Source organism: Pseudomonas sp. Pseusp3 (assembly GCF_047304225.1).
GTDB classification, from domain to species: domain Bacteria; phylum Pseudomonadota; class Gammaproteobacteria; order Pseudomonadales; family Pseudomonadaceae; genus Aquipseudomonas; species Aquipseudomonas fluorescens_CD.
The window spans coordinates 1-15,136 of record NZ_JBGLYV010000124.1 but is presented as its reverse complement, the minus strand read 5'-3'; the positions used below and the strand labels follow the sequence as shown (position 1 = coordinate 15,136).

The window sequence follows — 15,136 nt, the reverse complement described above, 5'->3', positions numbered from 1 at the left end:
GGCCAGAAAGGCCAGATCGACGCCGCCGCCGCTTACCGCGATCTGCTGGGCGAGCGCAGCGAAGTCTCCGACTCCCATGAGAACTGCGAAAAAGTCCAGGATCCGTACTCCCTGCGCTGCCAGCCGCAAGTCATGGGCGCCTGCCTGACCCAGTTCCGTCAGGCTGCCGAAGTGCTGGCCATCGAAGCCAACGCCGTCTCGGACAACCCGCTGGTGTTCGCCGCCGAAGGCGACGTGATCTCCGGTGGCAACTTCCACGCCGAGCCGGTGGCCATGGCCGCCGACAACATGGCCCTGGCCATCGCCGAAATCGGCTCGCTGAGCGAGCGCCGCATCTCGCTGATGATGGACAAGCACATGTCGCAACTGCCGCCGTTCCTGGTGGCCAACGGTGGCGTGAACTCCGGCTTCATGATCGCCCAGGTCACCGCGGCGGCCCTGGCCAGCGAGAACAAGGCGCTGTCCCATCCGCATTCGGTGGACAGCCTGCCGACCTCGGCCAACCAGGAAGACCACGTCTCGATGGCCCCGGCGGCCGGCAAGCGCCTGTGGGAAATGGCCGAGAACACCCGCGGGATTCTCGCCGTGGAATGGCTGGCGGCGGCTCAGGGCCTGGACCTGCGCAACGGCCTGAAGACCTCGCCAAAACTGGAACAGGCCCGCGCCATCCTGCGCAACGAAGTGCCCTTCTATGAGAAGGACCGCTTCTTTGCACCGGACATCAATGCGGCGACCGAGTTGTTGGCTTCGCGCTGCCTGAATGAGCTGGTGACGGCGAAGTTGCTGCCGAGCCTGTAACGGGCTCCTCCTGTAGGAGCGAGCCTGCTCGCGAAGAACGCCTGGGCAACGCGGGCGTTCAGGCAGGGCACGTTATCGTTGACGACCATCGCGAGCGAGCTCGCTCCTACAGCGAATCGATTTTGCGTCGGACAAGAATAAATAAGGACGAAAAATGCAACAGCCAGCAAAAGGTTTGAAACGAGGGCTCTCAGCCCGACATATTCGCTTCATGGCACTGGGGTCGGCGATCGGAACCGGGCTGTTCTACGGTTCTGCCTCGGCCATTCAAATGGCTGGCCCCGCGGTCCTGCTCGCATACCTGATCGGTGGCGCGGCGGTGTTCATGGTCATGCGCGCCCTCGGTGAGATGGCGGTGCACAACCCGGTGGCCGGCTCGTTCGGCCAGTACGCCAGCACCTATCTGGGGCCGATGGCGGGCTTCATCCTCGGTTGGACCTACGCGTTTGAAATGGTCATCGTCGGCATGGCCGACGTGACGGCGTTCGGCATTTACATGGGGTTCTGGTTCCCCGAAGTCTCCCGCTGGATCTGGGTGCTGGGCATCGTCTCGGTGGTCGGCGGCTTGAACCTGTGCAATGTCAAAGTCTTCGGCGAAATGGAGTTCTGGTTGTCGTTGCTCAAGGTCGCGGCCATCGTCGCAATGATCCTGGGCGGCTTCGGCATCATGCTGTTTGGCATCAACAGTGCGCCGGGTGCCCAAGCGACGGATATCAGCAATCTCTGGACCCAGGGTGGCTTCATGCCCAATGGCGTAGGAGGCCTGATCGCCTCGTTTGCGGTGGTGATGTTTGCCTTTGGCGGCATTGAAATCATCGGTGTTACCGCTGGTGAAGCCAAGGATCCGCAACATGTGCTGCCCAGGGCAATCAATGCCGTGCCGTTGCGTATTCTGCTGTTCTACGTGTTGACGATGCTGGTGCTGATGTCGATTTTTCCGTGGCAGCAGATCGGCAGCCAGGGCAGCCCGTTCGTACAGATTTTCGACAACCTGGGCATCAGCTCGGCGGCCACTATCCTCAACATCGTGGTGATCTCGGCGGCAGTGTCGGCCATCAACAGTGACATCTTCGGTGCGGGTCGCATGATGTATGGCCTGGCTCAGCAAGGGCACGCCCCGAAAGGCTTCGCCCGCTTGTCGCGCAATGGCGTACCGTGGTTGACGGTCGTTGTGATGAGCTGCGCGCTGCTGCTGGGCGTGTTGCTGAACTACCTGATCCCGGAAAACGTTTTTCTGCTGATCGCCTCCATCGCGACCTTTGCCACGGTGTGGGTCTGGCTGATGATTCTGTTGACCCAGGTGGCCATGCGTCGCTCCATGAGTGCCGAGCAGGTTGCGCAACTGAAGTTCCCGGTGCCGTTCTGGCCCTATGCGCCGATGGCGGCGATTGCCTTCATGCTGTTCGTCTTCGGTGTGCTGGGCTATTTCCCGGACACACAGGCTGCGTTGATCGTCGGTGTGGTCTGGATCGTGTTGCTGGTGCTGGCCTACCTGACGTGGGTCAAACCGATGGCTGGACAGGCGGCCCTGATTTCCAAGGAGTCCCCCCTCTCTCAGCGTTAATCTGATTTGAGTGAGCTACGAGAGAAACAGGCCGGCTGACACTTGTCAGCCGGCCTGTTTCGCTTTCAAGGCATCGCCAAACGATAACGGCATCACTTTTTCGGTGGTTTACCGCTGGTTGGGATGTGCAGGTACGACATCACGCTTTCTGTCAGTTCGGTCGCCAGTTTGACCGCCTCTTTGTTGCGCGCCATCACGCCGGCGACCAACCCTTCGATCAAGGCGAGCATTGCGATGTTGGAACTGGTCAACACCGGATGATCGCAAGGCGCAAACAGCACATGCTCGGCAATGCTGGTGAGCGGCGAGGCGGGTGAGTCGGTAATTGCCAGCACCGACGCGCCGCGTTCATTGGCGAAACGTGCCAGTTGCAGGGTGTCGAGGGAGTAGCGCGGCAGGGAGATCGCCAGCAACACGTCCTGATCGGTGATCGCGGCCAGTCGGTACGCGGCATTTTCGTTGCCGCCTTCCATGCTGATAGCGGTGGCGTCGGCGCAGAAGGGCATCAGGGTCGAGGCAGCGAGGCCGGCGAAGTAGACACTGTTGCCGAACCCCAGGATATAAATCTTGCGCGCGGTGGTCAGGCGAGTGACGAACGCTTCAAAGGTGTCGGCGTGGTTGTTGGTCGCCGCCGTGGCGAGATTGCTGCTGGCGCTCTGGATTTGTTCATGCAGGCCAAATGCGCCGCCAGGGCGATGGGCCAGTTCGTTGCGTAGTTTGTCGACCGGCGACACCATCTGCTGCAGCGTCGCGACCAGTTCGGCCTTCATGCCGGTGTAGCCACCGAGGTCCAACGCCTTGGCCAAACGGTTGACGGCGGCGGGTGAGGTCGACGTTTCGTGAGCCATTTCCTCGATGGTCAGCGTCGCGGCTTTCAACGGGTGACGCAGGATAAAGTCCGCCACCTTGCGCAGTGACGGTGGCAGTTCGGAAACGATTTCCGTCAGTTTGCGCATGACCGGTGCGGCGTAGACCGTGGTGTCTTTTGATGGGGTTGGCATATCCAGCTCAACGGTTCCTGAAGGTGGGAGAAGGGCTGTGCCTGATGCCCTGACAAAGTTGGCTGGAGTGTATCTGAAGCCAACCCGGTCAGGGCAGCGCAGAGCAATCGGTCGTTGAACAGCGGACTACTTCAGGCTCCCGGCCAGAAACTGCTGAAGACGCTCGGACTGTGGATTGACCAGCACTTCACGCGGGTCGCCGCGTTCTTCGACCAGGCCTTTGTGCAGGAACACCAGTTGGTTGGAGACCTCACGGGCAAAACCCATTTCGTGGGTCACGACCACCATGGTGCGACCCTCCAGTGCCAGATCCTGCATGACCTTGAGCACTTCACCCACCAGTTCGGGGTCGAGGGCCGAGGTTGGCTCGTCGAACAGCATCACTTCCGGCTCCATTGCCAGTGCGCGGGCAATCGCCACGCGCTGCTGTTCGCCACCCGACATATGGGCTGGCCAGGCATCCTTGCGGTGCGCCACCCCGACTTTGTTCAGGTAGTGCTCAGCCTTTTCCCGAGCCTCTTTCTTGCCCAGGCCCAGCACATGCACCGGGGCCTCCATGACATTTTCCAGGGCACTCATGTGCGACCAGAGGTTGAAGTGCTGGAACACCATCGACAGGCGTGAACGCATGCGTTGCAACTGCCTGGGCTCGGCAGCCTTGAGCCCGCCGAGTTTGTTGGTCACAAGTTTGAGCGGTTCGCCGTTGAGCACAATGTTGCCGGCGTTGGGCTGCTCCAGCAGGTTGATGCAGCGCAGGAAGGTGCTTTTGCCCGAGCCACTGGAGCCGATGATGCTGATCACATCACCGGCCTGGGCCTGCAGGGATATGCCCTTGAGCACCTGGTGGTCGCCGTAGCTTTTGTGCAGGTCCTGAATTTCAAGTTTGTACATGGTTTGAACTCTCTGGCATCAGTCGCTGAGCAAGCGGCCTTGGCGAATAGGGGTGTAGCCTGCGACTTTGGCCAGCCACAGACCGGGTTGGGCGAAACGCAGACGTTCGCGGGCGTAGAGGATGCCGTCGGTGCTGGCGCGCACTACGCTGTGGTGGTCGTTCAGCGGGTCAATGACTTCGAACAACGGGTCGCCGACCTTGACCTGCGCTCCCAGCGGTTGCAGAAAACTCACCACTCCCGGATGCGGCGCATACGCGTACTGCGCACCGGCGAAGGGCATCGCTTCACAACGGGACGGCGGTGCTGCCGGCCATTCACCGCTGATCAGGCCTTGCTCTGCGAGATAACCGAGAATGGCCTGGGCGCTGTCGATGCATTGCTCGCGTTCGGTGTCCGCCATGCCACGTAATTCAATGGTGGTGGCCGCGCACGACAGCGGGATATTGGCTTCAGGGAAGAGCTCGGTCAGGCGTAACCAGGGAATCGCGCAGGCTTCGTCGAAGGCACTGCCGCCCGCACCTTCGGCCAGCAGCGTGACGCCGGCACCCAGGCGCGCGGCCAGTGACTGCAAGCGTGGCCAGTGTTGCGGCATCGCATACAACAACATGATCGATTCGAAATCGCAGTGCAGGTCCAGCACCACATCGGCGTCACAGGCATGCTGCAGCAACACGCGGCGCAGGCCGTCGAGTTCCGAGGCCGGTGGCGGCATGTCGGCGAGCACATCGGCCATGGCACGGCGGATCAGTGCGACGTTGACGTCGGCGTCATTTCCCAGTCGACCTTCCAGCAATGGTGCGACGGCTTCGGCCAGCTCCGGGAAGTCGCGGTTGAAGTTCTTGCCGCTGGAGAACTCGAAGCGACCCTGATGGGTGGCCTGGAACATCTGGCCGATACCGATCGGGTTGGCCATCGGTACCAATTCGACGACCCCCGTCAGGCGGCCTTGTGCTTCCAGTTCAAGCAGGCGGCGCTTGAGTTCGACGGCGACACGCATCCCCGGCAGCTCGTCGGCATGCAGGGAAGCCTGGATGTACGCCTTGCGTGGTCCGCTGCCAAAACGAAACAGCGACAGCGTTCGTTCAGTGCCCGAAGCGCTCCACGGCAGCAGGTATTGAATGTGTTCCATATCAGCTCCTTAATGCTTGCGCGGTGCCAGATACGCCAGCCAGCGGCGCTCGGCCAGCTTGAACAGGCGCACCAGAATGAAAGTCAGGGCCAGGTAGATGAGGCCGGCGGTGATGAACGCCTCGAACGGCAGGTAGAACCGTGAGCTGACCGTGCGTGCCGCGCCGGTGATATCCACGAGCGTGACGATGGAGGCCAGGCTGGTGGTTTGCAGCATCATCAGCACCTCGTTGCTGTACTGCGGCAATGCCCGACGCAAGGCCGACGGCAGGAGAATGCGGCGGTACAGGGTCAGACGGGACATGCCCATGGCCCTGGCGGCTTCGATCTCGCCATGGGCAGTGGATTTCAGACTGCCGGCCAGAAGCTCTGCGCTATAGGCACTGGTGTTGATCGCGAAAGCCAGGCAGGCGCAAAAGGTGGCGCTGGACAGGTAAGGCCAGAGCACGCTTTGGCGCACGGCTTCGAATTGCGCCAGGCCGTAATAGATCAGGAACAATTGCACCAGCATCGGCGTGCCACGAATCACGTAGGTATAGAGCCAGGCCGGGAAGTTGATCAGCGGCGATCGCGACACCCGCATCAGCGCCAGTGGAATCGCCAGGACCAGGCCCAGGGCCAGGGAAATGAGCAGGACTTTGAGGGTCAACAAGGCGCCATTGAAGTACAGCGGCAGGTTTTCCCAGATCAGGTTGTAGTCGAGAATCATGGGCGGGCTCCCCTCACAGTTCGGCGGCTTTGATGCCGACCGAGTAGTGTTTTTCCAGATGGCGCAGCACCAGCAAGGACAGGCTGGTGAGCATCAGGTACAGCGCCGCCACGGCGAGGAAAAACGTGAACGGCTCGTGTGTGGCATCCGCTGCGTTCTTGGCTTTGAACATCATGTCCTGCAAGCCGATCACCGAGATCAGCGCGGTGGATTTGGTCAGTACCAGCCAATTGTTGGTGAACCCCGGAATGGCGAAACGAATCATCTGCGGTACCAGAATTCGCCAGAACACCTGTGCCCCGCTCATGCCATAGGCCACGCCGGCTTCGGCCTGACCTTTGGGGATCGCCATGAAGGCGCCGCGAAAGGTTTCCGAGAGGTAGGCGCCAAAAATGAAACCCATGGTGCAGACACCGGCGATAAAGGGGTTGATGTCGATATAGCGGGTGTAACCGAGCGCCAGGGCAATGCGGTTCACCAGATCCTGGCCGCCGTAGAAAATCAGCAGGATCAGCACCAGGTCTGGAATGCCGCGTATCAGGGTGGTGTAGCTTTCCCCGAGCATGGCCAGCCATTTGAGCGGTGACAATCGGAAGGCCGCGCCGATCAGGCCCAGGGCAATCGCCATGGTCATGGAGGTCAAGGCCAGGTTTATGGTCAGCCAGGCGCCATCGAGAATGCTCGATCCGTAGCCGTGAAGCATGATGAAGTTCCTCAAGCGAGCGCCGCGAGGCGCGCAAGACAAGCCCGAATCGGCGCCTGCAATGGGCCGGCACCGGGGCTATGGGTAAGGCTTACTCGCCGTAGATATCGAACGCGAAGTACTTGGCCATCACTTGCTGGTACTTGCCGTTGGCGCGGATCGCATCAATCGCCGCACTCAGGCGCGCAACGTTGACGGTGTCACCTTTGCGCACGGCGATCCCGGCGCCCCGGCCGAAGTATTTCGGGTCGTTGATGTCCGGTCCGGTCAGCGCAAAGCCCTGGCCAGCGGCTGTCTTGATGAAGCTTTCATCGGTGTTGACGATGTCGGCGAGGGTGGCGTCCAGTCGACCCGAGGCGAGATCGAGGAAGGCTTCGTTTTGTGAGCCGTAGCGCACCACGACGACGCCGGCTTTTTCCAGTTGCTCGCTGGCAAAACGATCGTAGGTGGAGGAGCGTTGCACGCCGAGTTTCTTGCCCTTGAGGTCTACCAGAGGGTCATTGATCACGCTGCCGGCCTTCATCGCGAACTTGCCCGGTGTGTGGTAGTACTTTTTGCTGAAGTCCACGGACTTCATCCGGTCTTCGGTGATCGACATCGACGACAGCACGGCATCGATCTTGCGCACCTTGAGCGACGGGATCATGCCGTCGAATTCCTGAATGACCCACTCGCATTTGACCTTCATTTCTTCGCACAAGGCGTTGCCGATGTCGTAATCGAACCCGCTGACGTTGCCCTCCGGCGTCTTGAAGGAGAAGGGTGGGTAGGCGGCTTCGATACCGATGCGCAGGCTGTCTTCGTCGGCATGTGCCAGGAAGCTGAAAGCGCACAGCGCCAGAGCACCTAGAAGTTCTGTCTTGTTCATATTGTTGACTCCTTGGAGGGCATTGGGGGGAAACGGGTGCCCGCCATCCAGGTTGGCGCGGTGGATCAGTCCTGTGATCGGCGGGACTATAAATGACACAATAAAAATCAATAATCAATAGAGTGAAAAAAAACATATCAGTCCGAGTTGTGGTTCATCACAAACCCATGCCTGCGTTTGCCAATTACCGCTGCTCATTTCGATCATTAAGTTGTCAGTTACGGTCATTGAGTGGCGGCGGCGCGACTCTTAGTCTGTCGAACATGATTGATGGGGGCCGTAGAGCTCCTGCACTTTCCGTGATCGCTCGATGTGGAGTTACCGATGACCGCCGCTCATTACCCGCACCTGTTGGCTCCGCTGGACCTGGGTTTCACCACGCTGCGCAATCGCACCCTGATGGGGTCGATGCACACTGGCCTTGAAGAAAAACCGGGTGGTTTCGAACGCATGGCGGCGTACTTTGCCGAACGTGCCCGTGGTGGTGTCGGTCTGATGGTCACCGGCGGTATCGGCCCGAACGATGAAGGTGGCGTGTATTCCGGTGCGGCCAAGCTGACGACCGAAGAAGAGGCGCTCAAGCACCGTATCGTCACCCGTGCCGTGCATGACGCAGGCGGCAAGATCTGCATGCAGATCCTCCATGCCGGTCGTTATGCCTACAGTCCGAAACAGGTTGCGCCTAGCGCGATCCAGGCGCCGATCAACCCGTTCAAGCCCAAGGAGCTGGACGAGGAGGGCATCGAGAAGCAGATCAGCGATTTCGTCACCTGCTCGGTACTGGCACAAACCGCCGAATACGACGGTGTGGAAATCATGGGCTCCGAAGGTTATTTCATTAACCAGTTCCTCGCCGCCCACACCAACCACCGTACCGACCGCTGGGGCGGCAGTTACGAAAACCGTATGCGCCTGCCGGTGGAAATCGTCCGTCGCGTGCGTGAAGCGGTCGGCCCGAACTTCATCATCATTTTCCGTCTGTCGATGCTCGACCTGGTCGAAGGCGGCAGCACCTGGGAAGAGATCGTTCAACTGGCCAAGGCCATCGAGCAGGCCGGGGCGACCATCATCAACACCGGTATCGGCTGGCACGAAGCGCGGATTCCAACCATCGCCACCAAAGTGCCGCGCGCGGCGTTCAGCAAGGTCACGGCCAAGCTGCGGGGTTCGGTCAATATTCCGCTGATCACCACCAACCGCATCAACACGCCGGAAGTCGCCGAGCAGATCCTGGCGGAGGGCGATGCCGACATGGTGTCCATGGCGCGGCCGTTCCTCGCCGACCCGGATTTCGTCAACAAGGCCGCTGAAGGTCGCGCCGATGAAATCAACACCTGCATCGGTTGCAACCAGGCCTGCCTCGATCACACCTTCGGCGGCAAGCTGACCAGTTGCCTGGTCAACCCGCGTGCCTGCCACGAAACCGAACTCAATTACCTGCCCGTGCAACAGCTGAAGAAAATCGCCGTGGTCGGTGCCGGCCCTGCCGGTTTGTCCGCCGCGACCGTGGCGGCCGAGCGTGGCCATCAGGTGACGCTGTTCGATTCGGCCAGCGAAATCGGCGGTCAGTTCAACATCGCCAAGCGCGTTCCGGGCAAGGAAGAGTTCTACGAAACCATTCGCTACTTCAACCGCAAGCTGCAGACCACCAACGTCGAGGTGTGCCTGAACACCCGCGTCGACGTGGCCCGGCTGGTCGAGGGCGGCTATGACGAGATCATCCTGGCCACCGGCATTGCGCCGCGCGTGCCGGCGATTGCAGGTGTGGAAAACGCCAAGGTGTTGAGCTACCTGGATGTGATCCTGGAGCGCAAACCGGTCGGCAAGCGTGTCGCGGTGATTGGTGCCGGTGGTATCGGTTTCGACGTCTCCGAGTTCCTGGTTCATCAAGGCGTGGCTACCAGTCAGGATCGCGCCGCGTTCTGGAAAGAGTGGGGCATCGATACGCACCTTGAGGCACGCGGTGGTGTTGCCGGTGTCAAGGCCGCACCCCATGCGCCGGCCCGCGAGGTATTCCTGCTGCAACGCAAGAAGTCCAAGGTCGGCGACGGCCTGGGCAAGACCACCGGCTGGATTCATCGCACCGGTCTGAAGAACAAGCAGGTACAGATGCTCAACAGCGTCGAATACATGAAGATCGACGACGAAGGCCTGCACATCCGCATCGGCGAAACCGGCGAGCCGCAGGTGCTGCCAGTGGACAACATCGTGATTTGCGCCGGGCAGGACCCGCTGCGTGAATTGCATGAAAGCCTGGTGGCGGCGGGGCAGAACGTGCACCTGATCGGCGGCGCGGATGTCGCGGCAGAGCTGGATGCCAAGCGGGCGATCAATCAGGGTTCGCGGTTGGCGGCGCAGTTGTAATACGCAGGTCCAGCGTGCCAATGGCTTTCGCGAGCAAGCCCGCTCCCACAGTTATTGCGTTGTTCGTGGGTTTTGTGAACGACACAAATCCACTGTGGGAGCGGGCTTGCCCGCGAAGGCGTCCTCAAGGCTGTTAAGATGCTGGTTCCCTACTCGGATCCGGCGTCAATGCTTCTCCCTCCCACCACCTGGCTCCCCCAGGCTCCCCTCGAACGCCTTCACCTCGACTGGCTCTCCGACGCCGGCATCGAAGTGGCGATCCTGCGTCTGGACCAGATCGACCCGCTGATCAGCGGCAACAAATGGTTCAAGCTCGTCGAACACCTGAAGACCGCCGACCGCCTGGGTGCCGAAGGCATCATCAGCCTCGGTGGAGCACACTCCAATCACCTTCACGCGTTGGCGGCGGCGGGCAAGCGTTTGGGCTTTTCCACCGTCGGCCTGTTACGCGGGCATCCTCAGGAAACCCCGACGGTCAAAGACTTGCAGGCGTTCGGCATGCAGTTGCACTGGCTGGGTTACGGCGGCTATCGGGCGCGACATGAAGCGGGTTTCTGGCAACCCTGGCAAATTCGGTATCCGACGTTGCATCCGGTGCCTGAAGGGGGAGGTGGTTTGCCTGGCGCCCTGGGTTGCATGCCATTGCGAGCCGCCGTGTGCGCGCAATTGCAGGGCTTGGGCTGGAGCGATTACGACGGCTGGTGGCTGGCCTGCGGAACCGGCACGACGCTGGCTGGCCTGGTGCTGGCCGAAGCGGGGGATCATCCGGTGTACGGCGCCCTGGCGGTGCCGGATGATCATGGGGTGGCGCAGCAGGTCGAGCGGATCGTGCAGGAAGCCGGTGTGGTCGATGCGGCCTATGAGCTGTTTGCGGCCAGTCGCGGCGGCTTCGCGAAGGTCGATCAACTGTTGCTCGACTTCATCGAAAAGACCGGGCAGGCCGGCAGCATTCCCCTTGAGCCGCTTTACACCGGCAAGGCACTCATGGCCCTCGAACAACAAGTCGCCGCGGGCAAGTTCGCCCGAGGCTCGCGGTTGATCTTCGTCCACACTGGCGGTTTGCAGGGGCGACGGGGGTTCAGTCCACAAATCTGAAGCACACATGCAATCTCATGTGGACTCAGTTATCGCGGTTTACGCTCTTGGGCATCATCCGCAGCAAGGTGTTATCGCCCACCACGTAGTGGTGATACAGCGCGGCCGCGGCATGCAGGCCGATCAGCCAATAGCCGATAGTGCCGCCGAGCTCGTGCCAGTCCTGGAGTTGTCTGGCCAGGTCCTTGTTTTCCGCGATTGGCATCGGCAGGTCGACCCCATAGAACATCACCTGATTGCCTTTGGCGCTGGTGACCAGCCACCCGAGAATCGGCGTAACGATCATGAAAATGTACAGCGCCCAGTGCATCAGCCTGGCCAGTGTGGTTTGCCACTGTGGCGAAGCCGGGAAGACCTGTGGCGCGGGGCCGAGACTGCGTGCGAACAATCGCAGCCAGACCAGAACGAAGACGGTCAGGCCGAGCATGAAGTGTGATTCGACGATCAGCGTGCGCCCGCCACTGCCCTTGGGAAACATCCCGCGCAACTCGATACAGGCGTAAACCAGCACCAGCAGGACCAGCATCAACCAGTGCAGCGCGATCGATACGGTGCTGTAGCGCGAGGCGGAGTTTTTCCACGGCATACGGTATTCCTCAGAGGTCCGGTTTAAAGCCACCGTTCTTGTTTGACGGTGTCTGGTAACTTTAATCCTGTTTCACCGGGTTTGCCTGAGGCGATTGGCCGCTGGATGCTCTGGTTCGGGTAATAGACGGAAAAACCCTTGTAGGAGCGAGCTTGCTCGCGATGGTGTGTCAGTCGACATCAACGTATCTGACACTCCATCGCGAGCAAGCTCGCTCCTACAGGGGGGGGCGTTTTTCAGCTCGATTGCGGCATTTCGCCGTTGGCCAGACGCTTGTTGATGTCGGCGATCACTTCCGGCAGATCGGTGATGGTGTCGATCATGTAGTGCGGGCGCGAACTTTCGAACATCGCGTGGATACGCTTGCGCTCACTGTCCAGCTGGTCGCTTCCGAGCGCGCGATAACCTTCGTAGTCCAGGCCCAGGGCGTTGCCCGAGCAGATCAGCGCCACGGTCCACATGCCGGCGCGGCGACCTTCGAGAATGCCCGGCACGGTGTCATCGATCTTCACGCACGCGGCAACATCGTCGATGCCCAGGGCGATGACGTTGGCCAGCGCCTGGGCGGGCCATGGGCGACCATTCGGGACTTCGTCGGTGGCGACCACGTGATCGGCCACGTAGCCGTTGGTGGCGGCCAGATCGACCACTTTGTCCATGACCTGTTTCGGGTAACCGGAGCAGGAACCGATCTTGATCCCTTGCTGGCGCAGATTGGCGATGGTCTCCAGCGCACCCGGGATCAGTGCCGAGTGTTCGGCGATTTTTTCGATCTGCAGCGGCATGAAGCGTTGGTAAATCGCGGTGACGTCATCGTCGGTCGGCGTGCGGCCGAAGACTTTGCGATAACGCTCGGCAACGTCCGGCAGATCGCACAGGGTGCGGATGTGGTCCCACTTGCCCATGCCCATCGGGCCTCGGGCTTCTTCGATGGACACCTGGACGTCGAACTCGGCGAAGGCCTCGACGAAAATCTGCGTCGGGGCGAAGGAGCCGAAGTCGACCACGGTGCCGGCCCAGTCGAGGATGGCGGCTTGCAGTCTGGTTGGGTTGGCGTAGTTCATGGTGATCAAGTCCTGTAATAACTGGCTATTGGAGAGCAGCTTTTGGTGGGAGCGGCGGTGCGACGATTCGACTTGCTCGCGAAGGCGGTGTGTCGGTCGACAAATGTGTTGGCTGTCAGACCGCTTTCGCGAGCAAGCCCGCTCCCACAGGGAATGCGGTGTGGGTCAGATGTCGAGCACTTCCATCTCGCGCAACACCTCGCCAATCGCGGCCACGGCTTCGCGCATTTCGGCCGGTTGGACATGGCCGATGCAGCCGACGCGGAAGGTTTCGACCTGGGTCAACTTGCCGGGGTAGAGGATGTAACCCTTGGCCTTGACCCGCTCGTAGAACTCCTTGAACTGGTAGCGAGGGTCTCTCGGGGCATGGAAGGTGGCGATGATCGGCGCCTGGATAGCCGCCGGCAGGAAGCTGCGCAGCCCCAGTTTGCCCATCTCCTCCATCAATGCCTGGCAATTGGCGGCGTAGCGTTCGTGCCGCGCCGGCAAGCCGCCTTCTTCGTTGTATTGCAGCAGGGCTTCGTGCAGCGCGGCGACCACATGGGTCGGCGGGGTGAAGCGCCACTGGCCGGTCTTGGCCATGTAGGCGTGCTGGTCCTGCAGGTCCATCGCCAGCGAATGCGAATTGCCGGCGGCAGCGGCCAGGGATTCCTTGCGGGCAAAGACAAAGCCCATGCCCGGCACGCCCTCCAGGCATTTGCCCGAGGCAGCGATCAGCGCGTCGAACGGAATCTGTTGCGCGTCTACCGGTAGCGCGCCGAAGGAACTCATGGCGTCGATGATCAGGCGTTTTCCGTGCCGGGCAATCACATCGGCGATTTCCGGCAGCGGATTGAGGATACCGGTGCTGGTTTCGCAGTGAATCAGGGCGACGTGGGTGATGCCGTTATCGGCGCGCAGCAGGCGGTCGACGTCGGCGGCGGTGGTCGGCTCGTCTTCGGCGGTTTCGAAGGTGCTGAAGGAGCGGCCCAGCACTTCGCAGATCTTCGCCAGGCGTTTGCCGTAGGCGCCGTTGATCAGTACCAGAACCTTGCCGTCCCGAGGCACCAGCGTGCCGATCGCTGCCTCGACCGCGAAGGTGCCACTGCCTTGCAGGGGCACGCAGTGGTGCGTAGCGGCGCCGTTGACGATTGCCAGCAGTTGCTCGCAGAGGCTGGCGGTCAATTGATTGAAGCGGTCATCCCATGAACCCCAGTCGATCATCATCGCCTGACGGGTGCGGGCCGAAGTGGTCAATGGGCCGGGGGTGAGCAGGATGGGTTCGGCAGTACTCATTCTCATGTCCTCGCAATCGATGGGATGAAGCTACGGGGCTTAAATTGCAATTTGCCGTGATATCAATCAAATTGTTTGTTGTTATGCCAGCCATCAGTGAAGGTTATTCATGAACCTGTTTCAGCTCCGCGCCTTCGATGCCGTGGCGCGCGAAGGCAGCTTTACCCGGGCGGCGGCGCGGTTGTTTATCAGCCAGCCGGCGGTTACCGGGCACATCAAGGCCCTGGAGGAGCACTACCAGATCACCCTGCTGCGCCGCACCGCCCGGCGAGTGGAGCTGACGGAGGAGGGCACCAAGCTGGCGGCCATCACCCGGGCGATGTTCGGCCTGGCCGAAGAGGCGCAGGTGATGCTTGAAGCCAACCGGCAATTGTTGACCGGGCGTCTGGAGGTGGCGGCGGACGGTCCGCACATGGTCATGCCGATGCTCGCCAGCCTGCGCGCGCGTTATCCGGGGATCACGGTGAACCTGCGTCTGGGCAACGCCCAGGAAACCCTGGCGGCGCTGCTGTCCGAGCATGCCGACGTGGCGGTGCTGACCGAGGTCGAGCCGCGCAAGGGCTTGCATCTGCAAGCGTTGAACGAATCACGGATTTGCGCGCTGGTGCCCGACGGGCATCCCTGGGCGCAGAAGACCAAAGGCGTGCAGCTCAGGGAGCTGGATCAGGTGATCATGGTGCTGCGCGAACCGAGTTCGATTACCCGGCGCACCTTCGATGAGGCTTGCGCCCAGGCCAGGGTCAATCCGCGGGTGTTGCTGGAACTGGACAGCCGTGAAGCGGTGACCGAGGCGGTGGCCGCCGAACTGGGGGTGGGGGTGGTGTCGTCGGTGGAGGTCAGCCACGACCCGCGAGTGGCGGCGGTACCGATCATCGGCGAGGGGTTGGTGAACCGGCACATGATCGGGTGCATGGAGCGGCGCAGGGATTTACGCTTGATTCAGGCGTTTTTCGGGTTGGCGCCGGTCAGGTAGACCGAGGCGCGCCCTTCGCGCGCCCACCCCCCCACCCACCGGTGGCGGCCGCGTTGTTGGGGGGGGGGGTGGGCGGGGGGGGGCGGGGCCGGGGGGAAACCGGCGTGGGGGCCCC

14 protein-coding genes are annotated in these 15,136 nt (G+C 61.4%); 5 read left to right on the top strand and 9 right to left on the bottom strand.

What is annotated here, in order from left to right:
• Nucleotides 1–798: aromatic amino acid lyase (locus ACCD00_RS27140; protein WP_413428359.1), on the top strand; the 798-nt coding region annotated here is incomplete at its 5' end.
• Nucleotides 799–952: 154 nt separating this feature from the next.
• On the top strand, nt 953–2,362 hold the full coding sequence (locus tag ACCD00_RS27135) for an amino acid permease (RefSeq protein ID WP_413428358.1): 1,410 nt from the start codon (nt 953–955) through the stop codon (nt 2,360–2,362).
• Between the two features lie 92 nt (nt 2,363–2,454).
• On the opposite strand, the gene ACCD00_RS27130 is transcribed toward ACCD00_RS27135, so the two are convergent.
• The 6 genes from ACCD00_RS27130 to ACCD00_RS27105 form a co-directional block, all read right to left on the bottom strand.
• Nucleotides 2,455–3,363 (bottom strand): MurR/RpiR family transcriptional regulator, encoded by a 909-nt coding sequence (locus ACCD00_RS27130; RefSeq protein WP_413428357.1) that lies wholly within the window; start codon nt 3,361–3,363, stop codon nt 2,455–2,457.
• Nucleotides 3,364–3,489: 126 nt separating this feature from the next.
• Entirely contained in the window at nt 3,490–4,254 is a 765-nt protein-coding gene (locus tag ACCD00_RS27125; protein ID WP_413428356.1) for an ABC transporter ATP-binding protein, read from the bottom strand.
• A gap of 18 nt (nt 4,255–4,272) precedes the next feature.
• The gene (locus ACCD00_RS27120; protein WP_413428355.1) at nt 4,273–5,385 is read right to left on the bottom strand and encodes a succinylglutamate desuccinylase/aspartoacylase family protein; all 1,113 of its coding nucleotides are present in this window, start codon (nt 5,383–5,385) and stop codon (nt 4,273–4,275) included.
• A gap of 9 nt (nt 5,386–5,394) precedes the next feature.
• Nucleotides 5,395–6,093 (bottom strand): ABC transporter permease, encoded by a 699-nt coding sequence (locus tag ACCD00_RS27115; RefSeq protein ID WP_008018917.1) that lies wholly within the window; start codon nt 6,091–6,093, stop codon nt 5,395–5,397.
• Nucleotides 6,094–6,106: 13 nt separating this feature from the next.
• Nucleotides 6,107–6,796 carry an ABC transporter permease gene (locus tag ACCD00_RS27110; RefSeq protein WP_413428354.1) on the bottom strand — a complete coding sequence of 230 codons (690 nt, stop codon included), beginning with the start codon at nt 6,794–6,796 and terminating at the stop codon, nt 6,107–6,109.
• Between the two features lie 91 nt (nt 6,797–6,887).
• Nucleotides 6,888–7,664 (bottom strand): ABC transporter substrate-binding protein, encoded by a 777-nt coding sequence (locus ACCD00_RS27105; RefSeq protein WP_413428353.1) that lies wholly within the window; start codon nt 7,662–7,664, stop codon nt 6,888–6,890.
• A gap of 324 nt (nt 7,665–7,988) precedes the next feature.
• Between ACCD00_RS27105 and ACCD00_RS27100 the strand changes: the two genes are divergently transcribed.
• Both ACCD00_RS27100 and ACCD00_RS27095 read left to right on the top strand, forming a co-directional pair.
• Nucleotides 7,989–10,028: an FAD-dependent oxidoreductase gene (locus tag ACCD00_RS27100; RefSeq protein WP_413428352.1), complete on the top strand. Its 2,040-nt coding sequence runs from the start codon at nt 7,989–7,991 to the stop codon at nt 10,026–10,028.
• A gap of 168 nt (nt 10,029–10,196) precedes the next feature.
• Entirely contained in the window at nt 10,197–11,123 is a 927-nt protein-coding gene (locus tag ACCD00_RS27095; protein ID WP_413428351.1) for a 1-aminocyclopropane-1-carboxylate deaminase/D-cysteine desulfhydrase, read from the top strand.
• 25 nt (nt 11,124–11,148) lie between these two features.
• On the opposite strand, the gene ACCD00_RS27090 is transcribed toward ACCD00_RS27095, so the two are convergent.
• The 3 genes from ACCD00_RS27090 to ACCD00_RS27080 all read right to left on the bottom strand — a co-directional run bounded on the left by ACCD00_RS27090 (nt 11,149) and on the right by ACCD00_RS27080 (nt 14,048).
• Nucleotides 11,149–11,709, bottom strand: a complete 561-nt coding sequence (locus ACCD00_RS27090) for a cytochrome b (protein ID WP_413428350.1) — start codon at nt 11,707–11,709, stop codon at nt 11,149–11,151.
• A 236-nt stretch (nt 11,710–11,945) separates the two neighbouring features.
• Entirely contained in the window at nt 11,946–12,773 is an 828-nt protein-coding gene (gene phnX / locus ACCD00_RS27085) for a phosphonoacetaldehyde hydrolase (RefSeq protein WP_413428349.1), read from the bottom strand.
• Between the two features lie 165 nt (nt 12,774–12,938).
• A complete protein-coding gene (locus tag ACCD00_RS27080) occupies nt 12,939–14,048 on the bottom strand; it encodes a 2-aminoethylphosphonate--pyruvate transaminase (RefSeq protein ID WP_413428348.1) in 1,110 nt (369 codons plus the stop codon).
• Between the two features lie 109 nt (nt 14,049–14,157).
• Here ACCD00_RS27080 and ACCD00_RS27075 point away from each other — a divergent pair, with 109 nt between their 5' ends.
• Entirely contained in the window at nt 14,158–15,021 is an 864-nt protein-coding gene (locus tag ACCD00_RS27075) for a LysR substrate-binding domain-containing protein (protein ID WP_413428347.1), read from the top strand.
• Nucleotides 15,022–15,136: the final 115 nt, after the last annotated feature.

What these genes read in the sequence shown, in the direction of transcription:
- ACCD00_RS27080 (WP_413428348.1), bottom strand. Translation starts at nt 14,048, where the DNA reads ATGAGTACTGCCGAACCCATCCTGCTCACCCCCGGCCCATTGACCACT.
- phnX (WP_413428349.1), bottom strand. Translation starts at nt 12,773, where the DNA reads ATGAACTACGCCAACCCAACCAGACTGCAAGCCGCCATCCTCGACTGG.
- ACCD00_RS27100 (WP_413428352.1), top strand. Translation starts at nt 7,989, where the DNA reads ATGACCGCCGCTCATTACCCGCACCTGTTGGCTCCGCTGGACCTGGGT.
- ACCD00_RS27120 (WP_413428355.1), bottom strand. Translation starts at nt 5,385, where the DNA reads ATGGAACACATTCAATACCTGCTGCCGTGGAGCGCTTCGGGCACTGAA.
- ACCD00_RS27090 (WP_413428350.1), bottom strand. Translation starts at nt 11,709, where the DNA reads ATGCCGTGGAAAAACTCCGCCTCGCGCTACAGCACCGTATCGATCGCG.
- ACCD00_RS27095 (WP_413428351.1), top strand. Translation starts at nt 10,197, where the DNA reads ATGCTTCTCCCTCCCACCACCTGGCTCCCCCAGGCTCCCCTCGAACGC.
- ACCD00_RS27125 (WP_413428356.1), bottom strand. Translation starts at nt 4,254, where the DNA reads ATGTACAAACTTGAAATTCAGGACCTGCACAAAAGCTACGGCGACCAC.
- ACCD00_RS27105 (WP_413428353.1), bottom strand. Translation starts at nt 7,664, where the DNA reads ATGAACAAGACAGAACTTCTAGGTGCTCTGGCGCTGTGCGCTTTCAGC.
- ACCD00_RS27075 (WP_413428347.1), top strand. Translation starts at nt 14,158, where the DNA reads ATGAACCTGTTTCAGCTCCGCGCCTTCGATGCCGTGGCGCGCGAAGGC.
- ACCD00_RS27130 (WP_413428357.1), bottom strand. Translation starts at nt 3,363, where the DNA reads ATGCCAACCCCATCAAAAGACACCACGGTCTACGCCGCACCGGTCATG.
- ACCD00_RS27115 (WP_008018917.1), bottom strand. Translation starts at nt 6,093, where the DNA reads ATGATTCTCGACTACAACCTGATCTGGGAAAACCTGCCGCTGTACTTC.
- ACCD00_RS27110 (WP_413428354.1), bottom strand. Translation starts at nt 6,796, where the DNA reads ATGCTTCACGGCTACGGATCGAGCATTCTCGATGGCGCCTGGCTGACC.
- ACCD00_RS27135 (WP_413428358.1), top strand. Translation starts at nt 953, where the DNA reads ATGCAACAGCCAGCAAAAGGTTTGAAACGAGGGCTCTCAGCCCGACAT.